A 16,097-nucleotide genomic window follows, 5' to 3' on the forward strand; every position below is an offset into this window, starting at 1 on the left:
CTACGAGCGCCGGGCCTCCCGGTCTTGAACGAGCTGGCTACGGCGAGCGCCTCGCAACGCCGACGGCGGCATGCCCAGCATGCGCCGGAAGGTGCGCGACATGTGGGCGGAGTCGGCGAACCCGGCCGCCTGGGCGGCCTCCCCCAGGGGCATGCCCGAGACGATGGCGGTGGCGGCCCGCTGGAGCCGCAGCCAGGCGAGGTAGGGCCGCAGGGGCAGCCCGATGGACTCGGTGAAGGCGTGCATCAGCCGTCCGGGAGACAGCCCCACCTGGGCCGCGAGCGTGGCAAGCGAGTCGTCCTCCCCCGGGGGGAGCGCGTGCAACAGCCGCAACACGCGCCGCACGCGGGGGTGGACGGAGCGGGGAGGCGGAATGACTCCGGCCCCCAGCATCTCGACCACCCGCCGGGTCCACGCCACGCCCTCGGGACCCATGAGGCGCGAGGGCTCGGCGTCCTGGGCGAGCATGTCGCGCTCGGCGGTGGAGAGCGCCCGGAAGGGCCCGGTCAGGGTGGCGGCGAGCGCGGCACCGGCCTCGCTCTCCGGATCGAGGAAGACGAGCAGCACCTGACGGCCCTCGGCATCCAGGGAGTGGGGCACATCGGGCGCCGTCAGCACGCCGGCCAGGCTCGTCCAGGGCGTATCGGCGGCCCGCATCCGCAGGGGCCCATCCAGCCCCAACACGAGGTGCATGGCGTGGTGGGAATGGCCGGTGCTGCGCGCACCGGGGCCTCGCGTGGCCAGCAGGGGCGGCCAGAGCGGCGGAGGTCCCCCGAATGGGAGGTGGGGCACGTCGGAGAGGCGCACCCGGCGATGCTACCTCCAACCGCCTCAGGCCATCACCCACCAGCTCCCGAGACAGAGCGAGCCCACCGAGGCCACCGCCGGCACATGGCGCAGGAGCGCCTCGGGCCTGGGCAGGGCCCGCGAGCCGGCCGCCAGCGCCGCCGTCAGCGCCGCCATGGCCAGCGTGCTTCCCAGGGCGAAGCCTCCCAGGTAGAGCGCCTTCCACACGGCCGAGTGGGAGAGCGCCGCGGGCAGCAGCAGGAGCACCGCCGCGGCGCCCGACACGCCATGCAGCAGGCCGATCGACAGCACCTCCCAGGCGGAGACCCCGCCCTTGCTCGCCGGGGTGGCGTCCTTGGGAGGAGCACGCGAGGCACGCCAGCGGCGCAGGCCCACCACGCCCATGACGAACAGTGCCCCTCCCGCCAGGCGGTCGCCCCAGGAGCTCACCACCTCGAGGTCCAACATCGAGGCCACCGCCAGCACGGCCGCCGCGCACACGAGCGTGCCCAGCGCATGCCCCAGGCCCCACAGCAACCCCACACGCCAGGCCTTCCGGCGCATCCCCAACGACAGAGGCGCCAGACTCAACAGATGATCCGGCCCGGAGACCGCGTGGAGCGCACCCGAACCCAGTCCGACGAGAGCTGCGACCATGACATTCCTTCCCATCCGCGACGGAGCGGCTCCCACCGCCCTGTCACGGAGGAAAAGATGCGTCCTGGGAGCAGAGAGCGCCAAGACAAGTTCCACATCGCGCTGAAAACATCCGCCTATCAGCGCCGGGGAATACGGGCGCGCCCACCTCGAAGGCGCCCGCGCCCTTCCGGGACCGGACCCCCGCTCACGGGGTCATATAACGCCCGAGGAAGAGCACGTTCCGGGTGGACACATGCTCGATGAGGAAGAGGAACGGCCGGTCCACGATGAAGGGCACGGGAAGGGAGGGAGGTCCCACCACCACCGCCGTGGCCGCGGCCGCCTCCGTTCCCTTCTCGTTCACGGACACGAAGGCCTTGTGCTCGATCGACGAGACGACGAGGTCGGCACTCGACATGCCCGACAGGTCGGCGTGCTCGTCGAACAAATCCTGGATGCCGAGTTCCCGCAGCTTCGGAATCAGCGACGCCGACGTCTCCACCTCGAAGCGCGGCAGGTGCACGTCCCCCTGATGACCCGTCAGTGCCCCGCGGATACGACCCAGGAAGTCCGCCGACAGCCGCGATTCGATCTCCTCGAACCGGCCCGAGTCCGGAAGGACGATGAGCATGCGGAAGCCGCGCCCCACGTAGTCGAGCGCGAGGGCCTCGAAGCCCTCGCCCTTCATGTACCGGGCCCCGCCCCCCTGCATCATCGGCACCTGCCGGGTCGCGCCGTCGAGCGTATGGAACGGCGCGTCCTGGGTGCCCTTCTCCCTGAACGGAGACTGCCACGCGGCCTTGAAGTGCAGCGCGTTGACGAGGATGAGCCGCGTCAGGGGCGTCACCGCGGTGGGAGGCAGCAGATCCTCGATGCGCTCCTCGGTCTGCTCCCAGACCCAGGTGTTGATGTCCTCGCGGATACCGGACGAGTTGGCGGAGAAGTCCACCACGTGCATGCCCGTGCCGTAGTGCAGGGCGAGCACGTCGAGGAACCCGGGCTGGAAGGCGAAGCCCTTCTGGCCCCAGGCGGCGTTCACCCCGTGGAACTGGGGCGGCGTCGCCTGCCCCGTGTCACCCGAGGGGACGAACAACGCCTGGTTCAGGGCATTCATGGCCGGATGGAACCGCTCCTGGGACAGGGAGAAACGAAGTCCCTGGCCCAGCTGGCGCTCGGTCTCCCCGCGCGCGCCCGCGTACACCATGGCCAGCGCCTGCGAGACACTGTACGGCGAGAAGAAGAGATTCTTCCCGGGCTCGCGCAGCTCCCGGTACAGCGCGGCCCCGAAGTCGGTGTTCCCCGCGGCGACGGCCTCGAGGTCCGAAGCGGAGACCTCGGGGTTCGCCACGCGCTCCTTGCCCGCGGAGATGAACTCACCGGGCGCGCTCTCCTCCACCGCGGAGCCCGTCCCGTCATCCAGCGGTTCTCCGGACGAGCAGGCACAAGCCGCGAGCAACCACCCGGTGGTGAGACGACCCCTCAATCCCTGACGCAGTGAAACCATACGCTCCTCCCTCGGACAACGTGTTCGCACGGCCAGATAGCAAGAGGCATGCGCGCACAGCCCACCAGGGACTTCAATGGCTTACAGGGCCTCCCGCGGGCCTCCCTCGAATTTCTGAGGTGGATTTTGTGGCCTTGACGCATCCCATATAACCCACATAAAAACGTTACGATAGTTTAAACGTTAAAACCCGACAGGCAGGTTTTCATGAATCTCCGCCGAACCACCTTCCGCCCTTTCCTCGCCACCGCGCTGACACTGGCGTCGGCCCTCGTCTCGGCCTGTATCCAGGAGCCCGAACCCCTCACGGGCGAGGAGTCGCCCACGGAGTCCGCGAGCCAGACGGCGGCGCTCACCGAGCTCATCGTCAACGGAAACTTCAACGCGGGGAGCACCGCGCCCTGGTGGAATGGCGCCAACACGCAATCGCGCGTCGAGAACGCCCAGTGGCGGATCGATGTCACCACCGGCACCGCCAACGCCTGGGACGCGATCGTCGGCCAGAGCGGCATCGCCCTGGCGAGCGGGCAGGGCTACACCCTGTCCTTCACCGCGTCGGCCTCGGCGGCCGGGACGCTGGTCACCACGGTGCAGACGGAGGTCGCCCCGTACACCGCGACGCTGAACCAGCAGGTCACGGTCGACGCCACGCCGCGCCGCTACTCCTTCCCCTTCACCTCGTCCCTGAGCACGGGTCAGGGACAGGTGACCTTCCAGCTCGGCGGCCCGGCGGCCCGCACCCTCCGGTTCGATGACATCTCACTCACGACGGGGACGGGTGGGGGGACGGACGGTGGAACGGGAGGAGGCACGGACGGGGGCACCGGTGGTGGCTCGGGACCCATCGCCATGACCAACGGCTTCTACGTGGACCCCAACTCCAACCCCGCGGCCTGGGCGAAGGCCAACAGCGGCGACTCGCGAGCCGCCAGCATCCAGTCGGCCATCGCGAGCAAGCCGATGGCGCGCTGGTTCGGCAACTGGAACAGCGACATCACCTCGGCGGTGTCGAGCTACGTCGGCGCGGCGGCGACCGCCGGCAAGCTGCCCGTGCTCGTGGCCTACAACATCCCCGGCCGCGACTGCGGCGGCTACTCGTCGGGTGGCGCGGGCAGCCCGGAGGCGTACCGGACGTGGATCTCCGGTCTCGCGTCGGGTATCGGCACCCGTCCCGCCATCGTCCTCATCGAGCCGGATTCGGTCGCCCAGCTCGACTGCCTGCCCGATGACGCCAACCGGCAGACCCGCCTGGAGCTGCTGCGCTACGCCACCGAGCAACTGCGCACCCGCGCCCCCAACACGTGGGCCTACCTGGACGCGGGCAACGCGCGGTGGATCGCCGCCGACACCATGGCCCAGCGGCTCCACTCCGCGGGCGTGAGCAACATCCGGGGCTTCGTGAGCAACATCTCCAACTTCTACACCACCGCCGAGTCCATCTCGTACGGCAACGCCGTCAGCGCCGCGCTGTCCAGCCGCTATGGCTACAGCAAGCCCTTCACGGTGGACACCAGCCGCAATGGCAACGGCTCCAACGGCGAGTGGTGCAATCCCGCCGGGCGCAAGCTCGGCACCCCGTCCCAGGTGGGCGGCGGCGCCGAGCTGCTCTTGTGGGTGAAGATCCCCGGGGACTCCGATGGCACGTGTGGCACCGCCCCGGGCATCCCCGCGGGCCAGTTCAGCCCCGACCTCGCCATCCGCCTCATCAACGGCACGTAGCCCCCCGGGCACGTCCACACGCGGGGCGGCGGCGCCCAGGACGCCGCCGCCCCCGTCCATGCGAGTGCAGCCCCTACCCCGTTCCGCTCAAGGAACGTAGGCGAGGTTCCACTGGGCGTAGGCTTCCTTGTTGGGATCCGTGGCATGCACGGTGACGGAGTTGGGCGTCGAGGCGTCCGGCGAGCACCCATTGCAGCGCGCCAGGTACTTCCCCGTGTCGGCCTGGAGACCCCACTTGCCATTGTTGAGCAGCACCGGCTTGAACTGAGCATATGCCGGGGTCGAGTCGGCCACGTGGACCGTCGCGGAGTCCGGCACCTTGCCGCCCACGATGCAGCCATTGCAGCGGCCCACGAACTTGCCGTTGTCCGCCTTGAGGGCGATCTTCCCACCGTTCACCTGCACCACCTCGAACTGGGCATAGGGCTCGGTGGCCGCCTTGACGTGGGTGGTGACGGTGTCGGGGATCTTGTTGTCCACGCTCTTCTGACAGCCGTTACAGCGCGCGAAGTACGTCCCCTCATCCGACTGGAGGGAAATCTTGCTGCCCTTGGGGAAGATGGGAGCGATCGTCCACTGGGCGTAGGCCTCCTTGTTGGGGTCCGTGGCATGCACGGTGACGGAGTTGGGCGTCGAGGCGTCCGGTGAGCAGCCATTGCAGCGCGCCAGATACTTCCCCGTGTCGGCCTTGAGCGCGTACTTGCCATTGGCCAGCGTCTCGATCGTGAACTGGGCATACGCCGGGGCCGAGTCGGCCACGTGGACCGTCGCGAAGTCCGGCACCTTGCCGCCCACGATACAGCCATTGCAACGCCCCACGAACTTGCCGTTGTCCGCCTTGAGGGCGATCTTCCCGTTGCCCACCAGCACCAGCTCGAACTGGGCATAGGGCTCGGTGGCCGCCTTGGCGTGGGTGGTGACAGTGTCGGGAATCTTGTTGTCCACGCTCTTCTGGCAGCCATTGCAGCGCGCGAAGTACGTCCCCTCATCCGACTGGAGGGAAATCTTCAGACCAGCGGCCAGACCCACTCCCGGCACCAGCCCGCCCCACACCACCAGGCACAGCGCCCACATCTTCAAGTTTTTCATTGTTCCCCCAAGACAATCCCAGACATCTGCCATCTACCTGGGTGGCTCTCATTCAGAGAAAACGCCCCACCCATTCCCATCGAAGCTACACAGGGAGTGAAATCAGCAACAAGAAGGAGGCGCCTCCCAGGATGGAGAATTGCCCACCACTGAACGAGCAGAGCTCAGAAGGGTGCCCGCCGCTCGAAGTGGACGCGCCCGCCCGTCTCCGGGTGCGTGAACTCGAGCACCTCCGCGTGCAACATCAGGCGCGCGTCCTCGTGCCCGTAGAGGCGGTCTCCGACGATGGGCACGCCCAGGCCGAGCGGGTGCGCCGCGTGGACGCGCAACTGGTGGGTCCGTCCGGTGAGCGGGAAGAAGGCCACGCGGGTGCGCGTCCCGGTCCGCTCGAGCACCCGCCAGCGGGTGACGGCGGCCTTGCCATGCACGGGATCGTGGATCTGCCGGGGCCGGTCGCTCAGGTCCACGCGCAGGGGCAGATCGATGGTGCCCTCCTCTCCCTGGACCGGGCCCTCCACCCAGGCCACGTAGCGCTTGTGGACGTCACGGTGGAGGAACTGCCGCTGCACGGCCGCGTGCGTGCGCGGATCGAGCGCCGCGACGAGCAGCCCCGAGGTGTCCAGGTCGAGCCGGTGCACCAGCAGCGGCCCCGTGGCCCGGGGATACCGGGCACGCAGCCGGGCCAGCACCGAGTCCGTCACCGCCTCGTCCTTGCCCGGCACGGACAGCAGGCCCGAGGGCTTGTCGATCACCACGAGCCAGGTGTCCTCGAAGACGATGGACAGCGCCCCGGCCACGCGGGCGGGAGGAGCGAAACGCCGGGGAGACGCGACCTCGAGCCCCTCCAGCATGAAGGGCAACAGGGGGCCGCACTTGTCCCGGCAGGCGGCGTAGAAGGCCCCCGAGACGCGGCCGCCCGAGGACGGCGGCGCGCCCCACCAGAACTCGGCGAGCGCCAGGGGCGTCAGGCCGTGCGCGAAGGCATGGGCGAGCAGCTTGGGGGCGGCGCAATCGGCGGCGCCCGAGGGAGGCTCGCCCGGAGCGTAGAGCGCTCGGAGAAGGCGGCGCGCGCCCCGCGCGTTGACCACCCCATAGGTGTCGTGCAGGCGCCGCATGAGCGCGCGACAGAACATGTGACGCAGACGTTCGAGCGCCCGTCCCCGCCGTTCGAGCCGGGCGAGCCTCGGAGCGAGTTCCCGGCGCTCGACGTCCTGGATCGCGTCCTCGCGACGCCGCTCCGCCTTGTCGCCCCGGCTCTCCTGATCGAGCCGGTGGAGGGCCTGGCGCCGCGCGTCCTCGGAGAGCGCTCCCGGGGCCTCGAGTTCGGCCCGCCGGGCATGGCGCAAGCGCCGCCGCTCCTCATGCATGAGTCGGAGCTCCTCCCTGCGCCGGGCATGGCGCGCTTCCTGGAGCGCGTGGGCGTCGCGGAGCGCGGCGAGCTCGGACGAGGACTGGAAGGCTTCGGCGCGGGCGAGCAGCCGCTTCACCTCGGCCTCGCCCGGGGATTCGATGCGGGCCCGGGCCTCGGCATCGAAGAGCGGCGGGACGTAACCCGGCAGGCTCCACCTGCCCCCGAGCATACCGGAGAAGGCGCGCAGGAAGCCCATGCGGCCCCCGGGCTCGCGCACCACGAGTACCCCGAACATCTTGCCGCCCTCGGCCCCCTCGAGCGGGCCGGTGGGGACGCCCGGAGCCACGAAGCCCGAACGAAGCTCCGCCCGCATCACCTCCGCGGCCCGTTGCGCCAGGGCGTGCGGGCCCTGCTCGTCGAAAGGACTCGGAAAGGCCGCGGGAAGCTCGTCCGGGGCCGGCTGCGGCTCGAAGGGGGTGAACCACGTCTCCACGGTGCCGCGCTAGCACGAAACCGAGCCCATACGGGAGGCGGCGAAGCAACCAGGCGGGTCTGGGGAGGAGTGGCCCCCAAGGAAGGGCGGATCCGATAGACTCCAGCTCCCATCCTGGCGGTGAAGGCGCATGACCCCAACCGAGTACAAGGTCAAACCGGGCGACACGCTGTCCGCGATCGCCCGAACTCACCATGTCACCGTAGATGACATCGCCCACCTCAACGGCATCAAGGATGCCAACCGCATCCGGGTCGGCCAGTCCCTGCGGATTCCGGTGAAGAGCGCCCCGGCCCAGTCCACGCCCAAGGCCCCGCCCCCGGCTCGCCCTCCCCCGCCCCTGACCTCTTCCGTGCGGCCCCGGACCCATCGGGTCCTCCTGTCGGAGACCCTGCCGCAGATCGCGCAGCGCTACGGGCTCTCCGCATCGGAGCTGGCGAAGGCCAATGGCCTCGTGGATCCCCGCCTGCTCTGGGTCGGCCAGGAGCTGAGGATCCCCCCCGCGGGAGCCGCTCCCACGACCACGGCCGCCCCTTCGCACCCGAACAACGAGGCCGCCCCCACCAGTGCGCAGGCCTCGCCGACGCCCAAGAGCGCCTCCGCTCCTTCGGCGGACGCCATCCGGGAGGTCGCCTTCCGAATCACCGGAGCCTTCGAGGGAGGCAAGGCCAGCACCTACCAGACCAAGGACAAGGGAATCGTCAGCTACGGCAAGCACCAGGCCACGCTGGCCTCCGGCACGCTCGGCATCATCATCACCCAGTACGTCAAGCAATCCAGCTCCGAGGCGGCCAAGGGCCTGGCCAGATACAAGGACAAGATCAGCAAGAAGGACACCTCGCTGCGCACGGACGCGACCTTCAAGAAGCTGCTCCTGGAGGCGGCGAATGATCCGTTGATGAGCACCATCCAGGACTCGGTGTTCGCCGAGAACTACTGGCCCACGGCCGAGCAGGGGGCGAAGAAGGACAAGCTCAAGACCCCGCTCGCCTTCATCATGTATTACGACACCAACATCCAGGGCGGTCTGTCCAAGGTGCGCGAGAAGACCGCGGAGGCCCTGAAAGGCAAATCCTATACGGAGGCGGAATTCCTCACGGAATTCAACCACCAGCGAAAGGCCCGGCTGACACGCCTCGCGAATGACGCGAGGAAGGAGGGCAACGAAGACCATGCCAGCATGCTCGAGGGCTCGCGAAGCCGCGTGACCGATCTGCAGAAGCTGGTGGACGCGAAGGACTTCCAGCTCAAAGGTGACAAGGATGGAATGATCACCGCCAATGGCAAGAAGGTGCGGGGCCTGGATCCGTCCCACGCCTCCTCGGCCACGGCGTCGTCCCCTTCGCCATCCTCCCCGGGTACCAGCGCCTCGTCCGGAAAACAGCGAACCCTCACCGGCTCGGTCGGCACGGGAGGCCACAACGCGGACGCCGATGTCCGCCTGGTCCAGACCCTGCTCAACGCGCACCGCCTGCCGCCACGCGCGCTGCTGCCAGTCAACGGCCGGGCCGACCCGCTGACGGTCTCGGCCATCACCGAGTTCCAAAGCTCGATGGGCATGCGGAACCCAGACGGCCGCGTCGATCCGGGCGGCGGCACGTTCAAGGCCCTCTGCTCGGGCAAGGGCGCGGCGGTCGCGGCGCAGCAGCCCAATCCCTGGGATGTGCCGTCCTTCCCCATCGGACTCCCAGGAGGCGGGAACAGTGCCCCGACCCATGGCCCGACGTCATCGACCAAGGGACATGCCGCCACCCTCGCGAAGCTCGCGGCGGCGGCCCGCCAGCGGTTCAAGTTGAAGAACCTGGGAGCCTGTGCCCGGGGCGTGAGCGAACTGCTGCAGACCGCGGGGTACACCTACGCGGGGAGCCGGCCCCGCGTCGCGGACGGAATCATCAAGAACCAGGCGTATGACTACAGCACGGGCACCTGGGTGTCGGGCAGCACCTTGGGCTACTACGTGAGCAGCCGGAGCAACATCGGCGAGGGGGGCAGGGTGACTCCCGGCAAGCAGAAGTCCGCGGCCGCCAACGAGAGCGCCAAGTTCTTCGCCCACACCCTGCGGATGCTCGGCTTCGCCGATTGCACGAAGTGCCTGCCCGGCAATGGCAGGAGCGGAGCGGCCGCCCCGGAGAGCGTGAATGCGCTTCGGGCCCTGCCGGAGGGCGCCGTGATTGTCTTTGGTCCCGCCCTCAACCGCAGCGTCCAGAAGACCGGCGGGCACTACACCGTCGGCGGGCATGGCCACGCGGGCCACGTGGGCGTCCTGGTGCACGAGGGCCAGGAGGCACTCGTGATCGCGGATGGCCTGCTGGCCAAGGGGGGCGTGCGGTACACGGTGGAGTCGTGTCTGTCGAACTACGCCTGGGCCATCGGCTTCGTCCCGACCACCGCCGGCAAGGCCCTGACCGCGAAGGACCTGCCCAAGAGTTCCCTTCCCGGGCCGGCGTAGCCCCAGACGCCAGGACCCGATATCCCCTCCCCCGGAGCACCCGACGTGGAATTCAATCTCGCGGAAGAGGTCCGACGGCAGCTCGAGGAGGCCCTGCGCAAGCGGGGCCGCGTCAACATCGTCATCGCGGGCCGCAGCGGCGTGGGCAAGAGCACCCTCATCAATGCCGTCTTCCAGGGCAACCTCGCGGAGACGGGCCAGGGGCGCCCCGTGACCCAGAACGCCCGCGAGTACACCAAGGACGGCATTCCCGTCGCCCTGCTCGACACGCGCGGGCTGGAGATGGAGCGCTACCGGGAGACCGTCGAGCAACTGGAGCGCGAGGTGCGGTCCCGCGCCCAGGATCCGGACGCGAGGAACCACCTGCACATCGCCTGGGTGTGCGTCTCCGAGGACTCGCGCCGCGTGGAGCCCGGCGAGTCCGCCATGGCCGAGATGCTCGCCCGGCACATGCCCGTCGTGGCCCTCATCACCAAGGCGCGCGCGGACGGCGGCTTCCGCGACGAGGTCCAGAAGCTGCTGCCCATGGCGCGCAACGTCGTGCGCGTGCGCGCCCTGCGCGAGCAGGACGACGAGGGGCACGTGCTCGAGCCCCGCGGCCTCGTGGAGCTCATCGACCTCACCATGCAGCTCGTGCCCGAGGCTCAACGCGATGCATTAGCCGCCGCGCAGAAGGTCAGCGTGGCGCAGAAGAAGGCGCGGGCCCGCCTCATCGTCGCGGGAGCCGCCACCACGGCCGCGCTCACGGGGGCCTCGCCCATCCCCTTCTCCGACGCGCTCGTGCTCGTGCCCATCCAGATCGGCATGCTCGCCAGCGTCAGCGCCACCTTCGGCCTGTCTCCCAGCCAGCTCTTCCTGACGACGCTCATCAGCGCGGCGGGCGGCGGCTTCATGGCCACCGTGTCCGGCCAGTCCATCGTCTCGGGCCTGCTCAAGTTCGTGCCGGGCGCGGGCACGCTCGCCGGGGCGCTCATCTCCGGCACCACGGCGGCGTCCATCACCACCATCTTCGGCGAGGCCTACGTGTCCGTGCTCACCCGCCTGTTCGAGCGCGACCGGGAACGCACCCCCTCGGAGCAGGAGATCGCCGAGGCCTTCCGCGAGGAGCTGACCCGGCCCCGCTCCACGCACTGAGGGCTGGAGCGCCGGACCCGGGAAGCAGGCGGGCCGAAGGGCCTTCCACCTCCCCGGTCCATGGGCCGGACGTCCCGACTCAGGGCGCCCAGGGCGCCACGACGTTCCAGGTCGCGTCCACGTTGAAGCTACCGGCCGAGTCCCAGCCCGTCCCAACCCCCGAGGCGATCCACGCCTCGGCGGAGTAGTGACGCAGGTAGCGTCCGGGGAAGTTGTAGGACTCGAACGAGACACCAGAGCCCGACAGACCCGGCCGGGCACAGAAGGTGGCGTCCTGCTTGAAGAGCGCCGAGCCATCGGAGGCGTCCCTGCGGATGCGGCTGTTGGAGTGGCGCAGGTAGCTGCCGGGGTAGTTGCGCGACTCGAAGGAGTAGCAGCTCGACTCGGCCAGGCCGGGCACGAGCTTGAAGGTCGCGTCCTGCTTGAGCGTGGCGTTGCTGTTGCCATCCACCACCTCGGTGTGGCCCAGGCTGTCGTAGTGGCGCAGGTAGCGGTTGGTGTAGCCGGACGTCGTCACCTGGATGGACTGGAAGGCGCCCATGGGCACGTTCGCCTCGCTCTGCCACCACGGCGACGCGATGCCCCACGACGCGTCCTGACTGAACCCCGTGGTGTTCTCGAGAGCGTCCACCCACACCTCGCCGCCGCGGTGGCGAATGTAGAAGCCGGGCTTGTTCTTGGACTCGAACGACACGGCCATCGAGCCATCGAGCGCCGCGCGGGCGCAGAAGGTGGCGTCCTGGTCGAAGAGCGCCGTGCCGTCCCGCGTGTCCCGGCGGATGCGGCTGTTGAAGTGGCGCAGATAGCTGCCCGGGAAGTTGCGCGGCTCGAAGGAGTAGCAGGAGGCGTCCGCCAGGCCGGGAACAATCTTGTACGTCGCGTCCTGCTTGAGCGTACCGCTGCCGGCGCTGTCCACCACCTCGGTGAAGCCCAGGCTGTCGGAGTGGCGCAGGTAGCGGTTGGTGTAGCCGGGCGTCAGCACCTGCAGGGAGCGGTGCTGACCCGAGCCCAGCAGGCCCTGGCTGTTGAGCTGGCGCGAGGCGGCGATCAGGTTCAGGTGCGCCGCGCGCACCTGGGCGGCATCCACCTTGAGCACGGCGCGGTCATAGGTGTACAGGCCGTTGACCTCTCCCTCCACGTCGGTGATCTCCGTGTAGACGGACGCGTTCAGGCCCGGCCGGTTCATCAGCGACCGCAAGCCCTGGACCAGGCCCAGGTAGCGGCTGGTCAGCGTCGCGCTGTCGGGCACCAGCTCGTAGTAGAAGAACTGCCCGGTGGGGCTCCACACGTGGCCGTCGTACTTCAGACCCAGGCCGCCGAACTCGCCCAGCACCGCGGCGCGCGTGGACGACGCGGGCGGGGAACCCGGGCCCACGTAGACGTGCCAGTCCGCCAGGTCCCCGTTGCCACCATCCACGGCGCCACAGCAGTTGATGCCGCTCATGTTGTCCACCAGGCGGCTCGGGTCCCAGCTCTTCGCCAGGGCCGCCAGCCGGTTCTGGTCATACTGGCCCCAGCCCTCGTTCTGGATCACCCAGGTGATGACGGAGGGCGAGCCGCGGTGCTCGTCGATCATCTCGCGCATCTCCAGCTCGAACTGGGTGCGCGCGGCGGCCGTGGGCGTCTTGCCCGAGTCCATGCACGGCATGTCCTGCCACACGAGGATGCCCAGCTTGTCCGCCCAGTAGAACCAGCGCTGGGGCTCGACCTTGATGTGCTTGCGGATGAGGTTGAAGCCCAGCTCCTTGTGCTTCTCGATGTCGAACTTGAGCGCCGCGTCCGTGGGCGCGGTGTAGACGCCGTCCGGCCAGTAGCCCTGATCCAGCGTGCCCACCTGGAAGACGAACTGGCCGTTGAGCACCGGGCGCAGCACCCCACCCACCAGCTTGAGGCCGATGGAGCGCATGCCGAAGTAGCTCGACACCTGGTCCACCGTGCTGGTGCCGCTCTTGAGCGACACGCGCAGGTCATAGAGGAAGGGGCTCTCGGGAGCCCACAGCTTGGGCGAGGGCACGGGGATGCGGATTTCCGACCCCACGGCTCCAGTGACGCTGCCCACCTGCGTGGAGCCATCGAAGGCCACGGCCTCGACGGTCTGGCCGGCGATACCCGCGCCCTGCACCGTGAGGCGGAGGGCGGAGCCACCCACGTCCGGCGTCATGTCCAGCCGGGTGATGCGCGCGGAGGGGGTGGGCTCCAGCCACACCGTCTGCCAGATGCCCGAGGCGCCCGTGTACTCGATGCCCTGTGGATTGTTGGTCTGCTTGCCCACCGGCTGCCCACCCGCGTCGGTGGGATCATAGACACCGACGATGATCTCGTTGGTGCCGCCGTTGAGGAAGTTGGTGATGTCGAAGCTGAAGGCGTCGAAACCACCCTGGTGGGTGCCGACGAGCTGGCGGTTGACGTAGACGGAGGCCTCCCAGTCCACGGCGCCGAAGTTGAGCTGGACGCGGCGGCCGCTCCAGCCGGAGGGCACCGTGAAGGTGCGGCGGTACCACATCCGGTCCTGGTGCCGCTTGATGCCGGAGAGCCCGGACTCGATGGGATAGGGAACGAGGACGCTCTCCGCGAGGTTCTGGCCGAAGGGAGGCGTCTGGCCGGCGGTGGCGTTGCCGAACTGCCACTCCCCATTGAGGTTGAGCCAGTCGGCGCGGACCATCTGGGGCCGGGGATATTCCGGAAGGGCGTTGGTGGGGGAGACCTGCGCGGTCCACTGCGTGGCCAGGGGAGGCGTCTTGAGCGCCCAGGCGGCCTGAGCGCCATGCCATGGGAACAAGCCACACAACAGAGGTAGCAGCCGCAGGGCGGCGCTCCCCACACGCGAGAGTCCAGGGGATCGGGTCATGGTTTCCTCCACGGGCCCGGCATGAGGGGGCATCCGGCACGGGTCCGCTTCGCGCTCCGTCTACCTGAATTTTTCGCGAATTAACAGGAAAACCATTATTCCTCATTACCCGGCGGAATAGCGGCCTGACCTGTCATCGGACGTGTCAGCACGGAGGACTGACAAGTCGAGCGTCCCTCGGCTCGTTCCCCTCGCACTCATAAACCCTTGGAATCCCAGGGGAACGGCCCCCCCAGGAGACTGGTGCATCCATTGCAGAACAGTCCTGGCGCCGGGGGGCCGGTCTGAACCCAGGGGGAACAATGACAAGAGTGAATGCACCATCCATGGACTTTGGCATGGATGACGGGCTCCAGGTCGACGTCGCGATCATCGGAGCCGGAGTCTCTGGCGTCTACAGCGGATGGCGCCTGCTCGATGGGGAGTACAAGAACGAGGCCTCCAGACCGAACAAGGTCCACGTCTTCGAGCTGAGCGACCGCATCGGAGGGCGCCTCGAGTCCGTCTATCTGCCAGGTATCTCCATCGCCGCGGAGATCGGCGGCATGCGCTACCTGCGGTCGCAGGAGATCGTCACCACGCTCATCGAGGATATCTTCTCCTCCGAGCTCACGTCGGTGGACTTCCCGCTGGGCGATGACGCCAACCACTACCGCTACATGCGCACGCAGCGCTTCAAGGCGGATGCGTGGACCAACGCCCAGCAGCAGAACCAGAAGTTCGCCACCCACTACTACCTGCGCGACGACCTCGTCGGCTTCAACTCGGACCAGCTCTTCAACAAGGTCATCTATGACGTGCTCGTCGCGGACCCGTGGTTCGTGGAGAACCATGGCACGAAGGTGAGCAACCTCAAGCCCTACCAGTACACGTTCGAGCTCACCGCCCAGGACTGGGACGACATCAAACCCAACCTCACCTACCAGAAAGACGGCCCGTACAAGGGCATGAAGGTCAACGACATGGGCTTCTGGAACCTGATCAAGGATCAGGTGGGGGAAGAGGCCTATGAATTCCTGTCGGTGGCCGGGGGGTACTACTCCAACACCATCAACTGGAACGCCGCCGAGGCCTTCCCCTACATGGTCGGTGACTTCTCGAAAGCCGACGTCAGCTACAGGACCATCGATGGGGGCTATGACCAGATCGCCAACATCCTCGCGCAGCGGTTCGTCGAGCTGAATGGCGGCCCGGTGAGCGCCAAGATCTGGGGGCAGAACCGGCTCCAGACCTTCAACAAGGCGCCGGAAGGCAGCCCCTACAAATATGCCCTCACGCTCGTCAATCAGGCGAGCCAGAAGACCTGGACGGTCTACGCGAACGTCATCGTCCTCGCCATGCCCCGCCGCTCGCTCGAGCTGCTCGACCAGGACAACTTCTTCTTCGAGGGGGGGCAGCAGATGCCCCTGCGGCGCAACATCGACGCGACCATTCCCGAGCCCTCGTTCAAGCTGCTCATGGGCTTCGAGACACCGTGGTGGACGAAGGAGTTCAACGCCACGGCGGGTGAGTCGCTCACCGACCTGCCCATGCGCCAGTGCTACTACTTCGGCACGGACCCGAGCAACAGCCACTCCATCCTCCTGGCCAGCTACAACGACATGCGGACCACCTCGTTCTGGTCGGTCCTCGAGTCCACCTCCCACCTGAGCCAGGCACGCTTCAAGACCCGGCCCACGCGGTTCGCGACGCGCGAGGCGCTCGCCGAGGTCGACTCGCTCCAGGCGTCCGCGGTGATGGTCCAGGAAGCCGTCAGCCAGTTGCGCGAGCTGCACGGCCCGACCAATCCGGTCCCCGAGCCGTATGTCTCGTATTTCAAGGACTGGACGAGGGATCCCTTCGGCGGCGGCTACCACGCCTGGAAGGCCGGAGTGGATGTCAAATCCGTCATGCCGTACATGCGGCGGCCCAAGCCGGACGAGCGGATCCACATCTGCGGCGAGGCGTACTCCGATCAGCAGGGCTGGATCGAGGGGGCCTTCTGCGTCGCCGAGAAGATGCTCCAGGAGCACTTCGACGTCTCGTGGCCGAGCTGGCTGGACGCCGACTACTACCTCGGCTGGTGAGAGCAGCCCGTCCGGGTTA

At 68.5% G+C, this 16,097-nt stretch carries 10 protein-coding genes; 4 read left to right on the top strand and 6 right to left on the bottom strand.

Annotated elements, in window-relative coordinates; all coding sequences use genetic code 11:
* From CYFUS_RS43655 to CYFUS_RS43670, 3 genes are all read right to left on the bottom strand, one after another.
* The gene (locus tag CYFUS_RS43655; protein WP_095990602.1) at positions 1-807 is read right to left on the bottom strand and encodes an AraC family transcriptional regulator; all 807 of its coding nucleotides are present in this window, start codon (positions 805-807) and stop codon (positions 1-3) included.
* A 24-nt stretch (positions 808-831) separates the two neighbouring features.
* Positions 832-1,443 carry a hypothetical protein gene (locus CYFUS_RS53495; protein WP_232537144.1) on the bottom strand — a complete coding sequence of 204 codons (612 nt, stop codon included), beginning with the start codon at positions 1,441-1,443 and terminating at the stop codon, positions 832-834.
* 187 nt (positions 1,444-1,630) lie between these two features.
* The gene (locus tag CYFUS_RS43670; protein WP_095990603.1) at positions 1,631-2,929 is read right to left on the bottom strand and encodes a serpin family protein; all 1,299 of its coding nucleotides are present in this window, start codon (positions 2,927-2,929) and stop codon (positions 1,631-1,633) included.
* Between the two features lie 207 nt (positions 2,930-3,136).
* Between CYFUS_RS43670 and CYFUS_RS43675 the strand changes: the two genes are divergently transcribed.
* Positions 3,137-4,648 carry a glycoside hydrolase family 6 protein gene (locus CYFUS_RS43675; RefSeq protein ID WP_095990604.1) on the top strand — a complete coding sequence of 504 codons (1,512 nt, stop codon included), beginning with the start codon at positions 3,137-3,139 and terminating at the stop codon, positions 4,646-4,648.
* An 87-nt stretch (positions 4,649-4,735) separates the two neighbouring features.
* Here the strand turns inward: CYFUS_RS43675 and CYFUS_RS43680 are convergent, their stop codons facing one another.
* Together CYFUS_RS43680 and CYFUS_RS43685 are read right to left on the bottom strand one after the other, a co-directional pair.
* Positions 4,736-5,737, bottom strand: a complete 1,002-nt coding sequence (locus tag CYFUS_RS43680) for a fascin domain-containing protein (RefSeq protein ID WP_157758988.1) — start codon at positions 5,735-5,737, stop codon at positions 4,736-4,738.
* Between the two features lie 164 nt (positions 5,738-5,901).
* Positions 5,902-7,581: an RluA family pseudouridine synthase gene (locus CYFUS_RS43685; RefSeq protein WP_095990606.1), complete on the bottom strand. Its 1,680-nt coding sequence runs from the start codon at positions 7,579-7,581 to the stop codon at positions 5,902-5,904.
* Between the two features lie 130 nt (positions 7,582-7,711).
* On the opposite strand from CYFUS_RS43685, the gene CYFUS_RS43690 reads away from it, so the two are divergent.
* On the top strand, positions 7,712-10,030 hold the full coding sequence (locus tag CYFUS_RS43690; RefSeq protein WP_095990607.1) for a LysM peptidoglycan-binding domain-containing protein: 2,319 nt from the start codon (positions 7,712-7,714) through the stop codon (positions 10,028-10,030).
* Between the two features lie 45 nt (positions 10,031-10,075).
* Positions 10,076-11,164 carry a YcjF family protein gene (locus CYFUS_RS43695; protein ID WP_095990608.1) on the top strand — a complete coding sequence of 363 codons (1,089 nt, stop codon included), beginning with the start codon at positions 10,076-10,078 and terminating at the stop codon, positions 11,162-11,164.
* 79 nt (positions 11,165-11,243) lie between these two features.
* Here CYFUS_RS43695 and CYFUS_RS43700 read toward each other — a convergent pair whose 3' ends face one another.
* Positions 11,244-14,012 carry an AbfB domain-containing protein gene (locus CYFUS_RS43700; RefSeq protein ID WP_095990609.1) on the bottom strand — a complete coding sequence of 923 codons (2,769 nt, stop codon included), beginning with the start codon at positions 14,010-14,012 and terminating at the stop codon, positions 11,244-11,246.
* 326 nt (positions 14,013-14,338) lie between these two features.
* Between CYFUS_RS43700 and CYFUS_RS43705 the strand changes: the two genes are divergently transcribed.
* The gene (locus CYFUS_RS43705) at positions 14,339-16,078 is read left to right on the top strand and encodes a flavin monoamine oxidase family protein (protein WP_198316341.1); all 1,740 of its coding nucleotides are present in this window, start codon (positions 14,339-14,341) and stop codon (positions 16,076-16,078) included.
* Positions 16,079-16,097: the final 19 nt, after the last annotated feature.

Origin of the sequence: Cystobacter fuscus, assembly GCF_002305875.1 — a bacterium.
Taxonomy (GTDB): Bacteria; Myxococcota; Myxococcia; order Myxococcales; family Myxococcaceae; genus Cystobacter; species Cystobacter fuscus_A.

Excerpts from the sequence above, each read along its gene's own strand:
- CYFUS_RS53495 (WP_232537144.1), bottom strand. The coding sequence starts at position 1,443 with ATGGTCGCAGCTCTCGTCGGACTGGGTTCGGGTGCGCTCCACGCGGTC.
- CYFUS_RS43670 (WP_095990603.1), bottom strand. The coding sequence starts at position 2,929 with ATGGTTTCACTGCGTCAGGGATTGAGGGGTCGTCTCACCACCGGGTGG.
- CYFUS_RS43675 (WP_095990604.1), top strand. The coding sequence starts at position 3,137 with ATGAATCTCCGCCGAACCACCTTCCGCCCTTTCCTCGCCACCGCGCTG.
- CYFUS_RS43680 (WP_157758988.1), bottom strand. The coding sequence starts at position 5,737 with ATGAAAAACTTGAAGATGTGGGCGCTGTGCCTGGTGGTGTGGGGCGGG.
- CYFUS_RS43690 (WP_095990607.1), top strand. The coding sequence starts at position 7,712 with ATGACCCCAACCGAGTACAAGGTCAAACCGGGCGACACGCTGTCCGCG.
- CYFUS_RS43700 (WP_095990609.1), bottom strand. The coding sequence starts at position 14,012 with ATGACCCGATCCCCTGGACTCTCGCGTGTGGGGAGCGCCGCCCTGCGG.
- CYFUS_RS43705 (WP_198316341.1), top strand. The coding sequence starts at position 14,339 with ATGGACTTTGGCATGGATGACGGGCTCCAGGTCGACGTCGCGATCATC.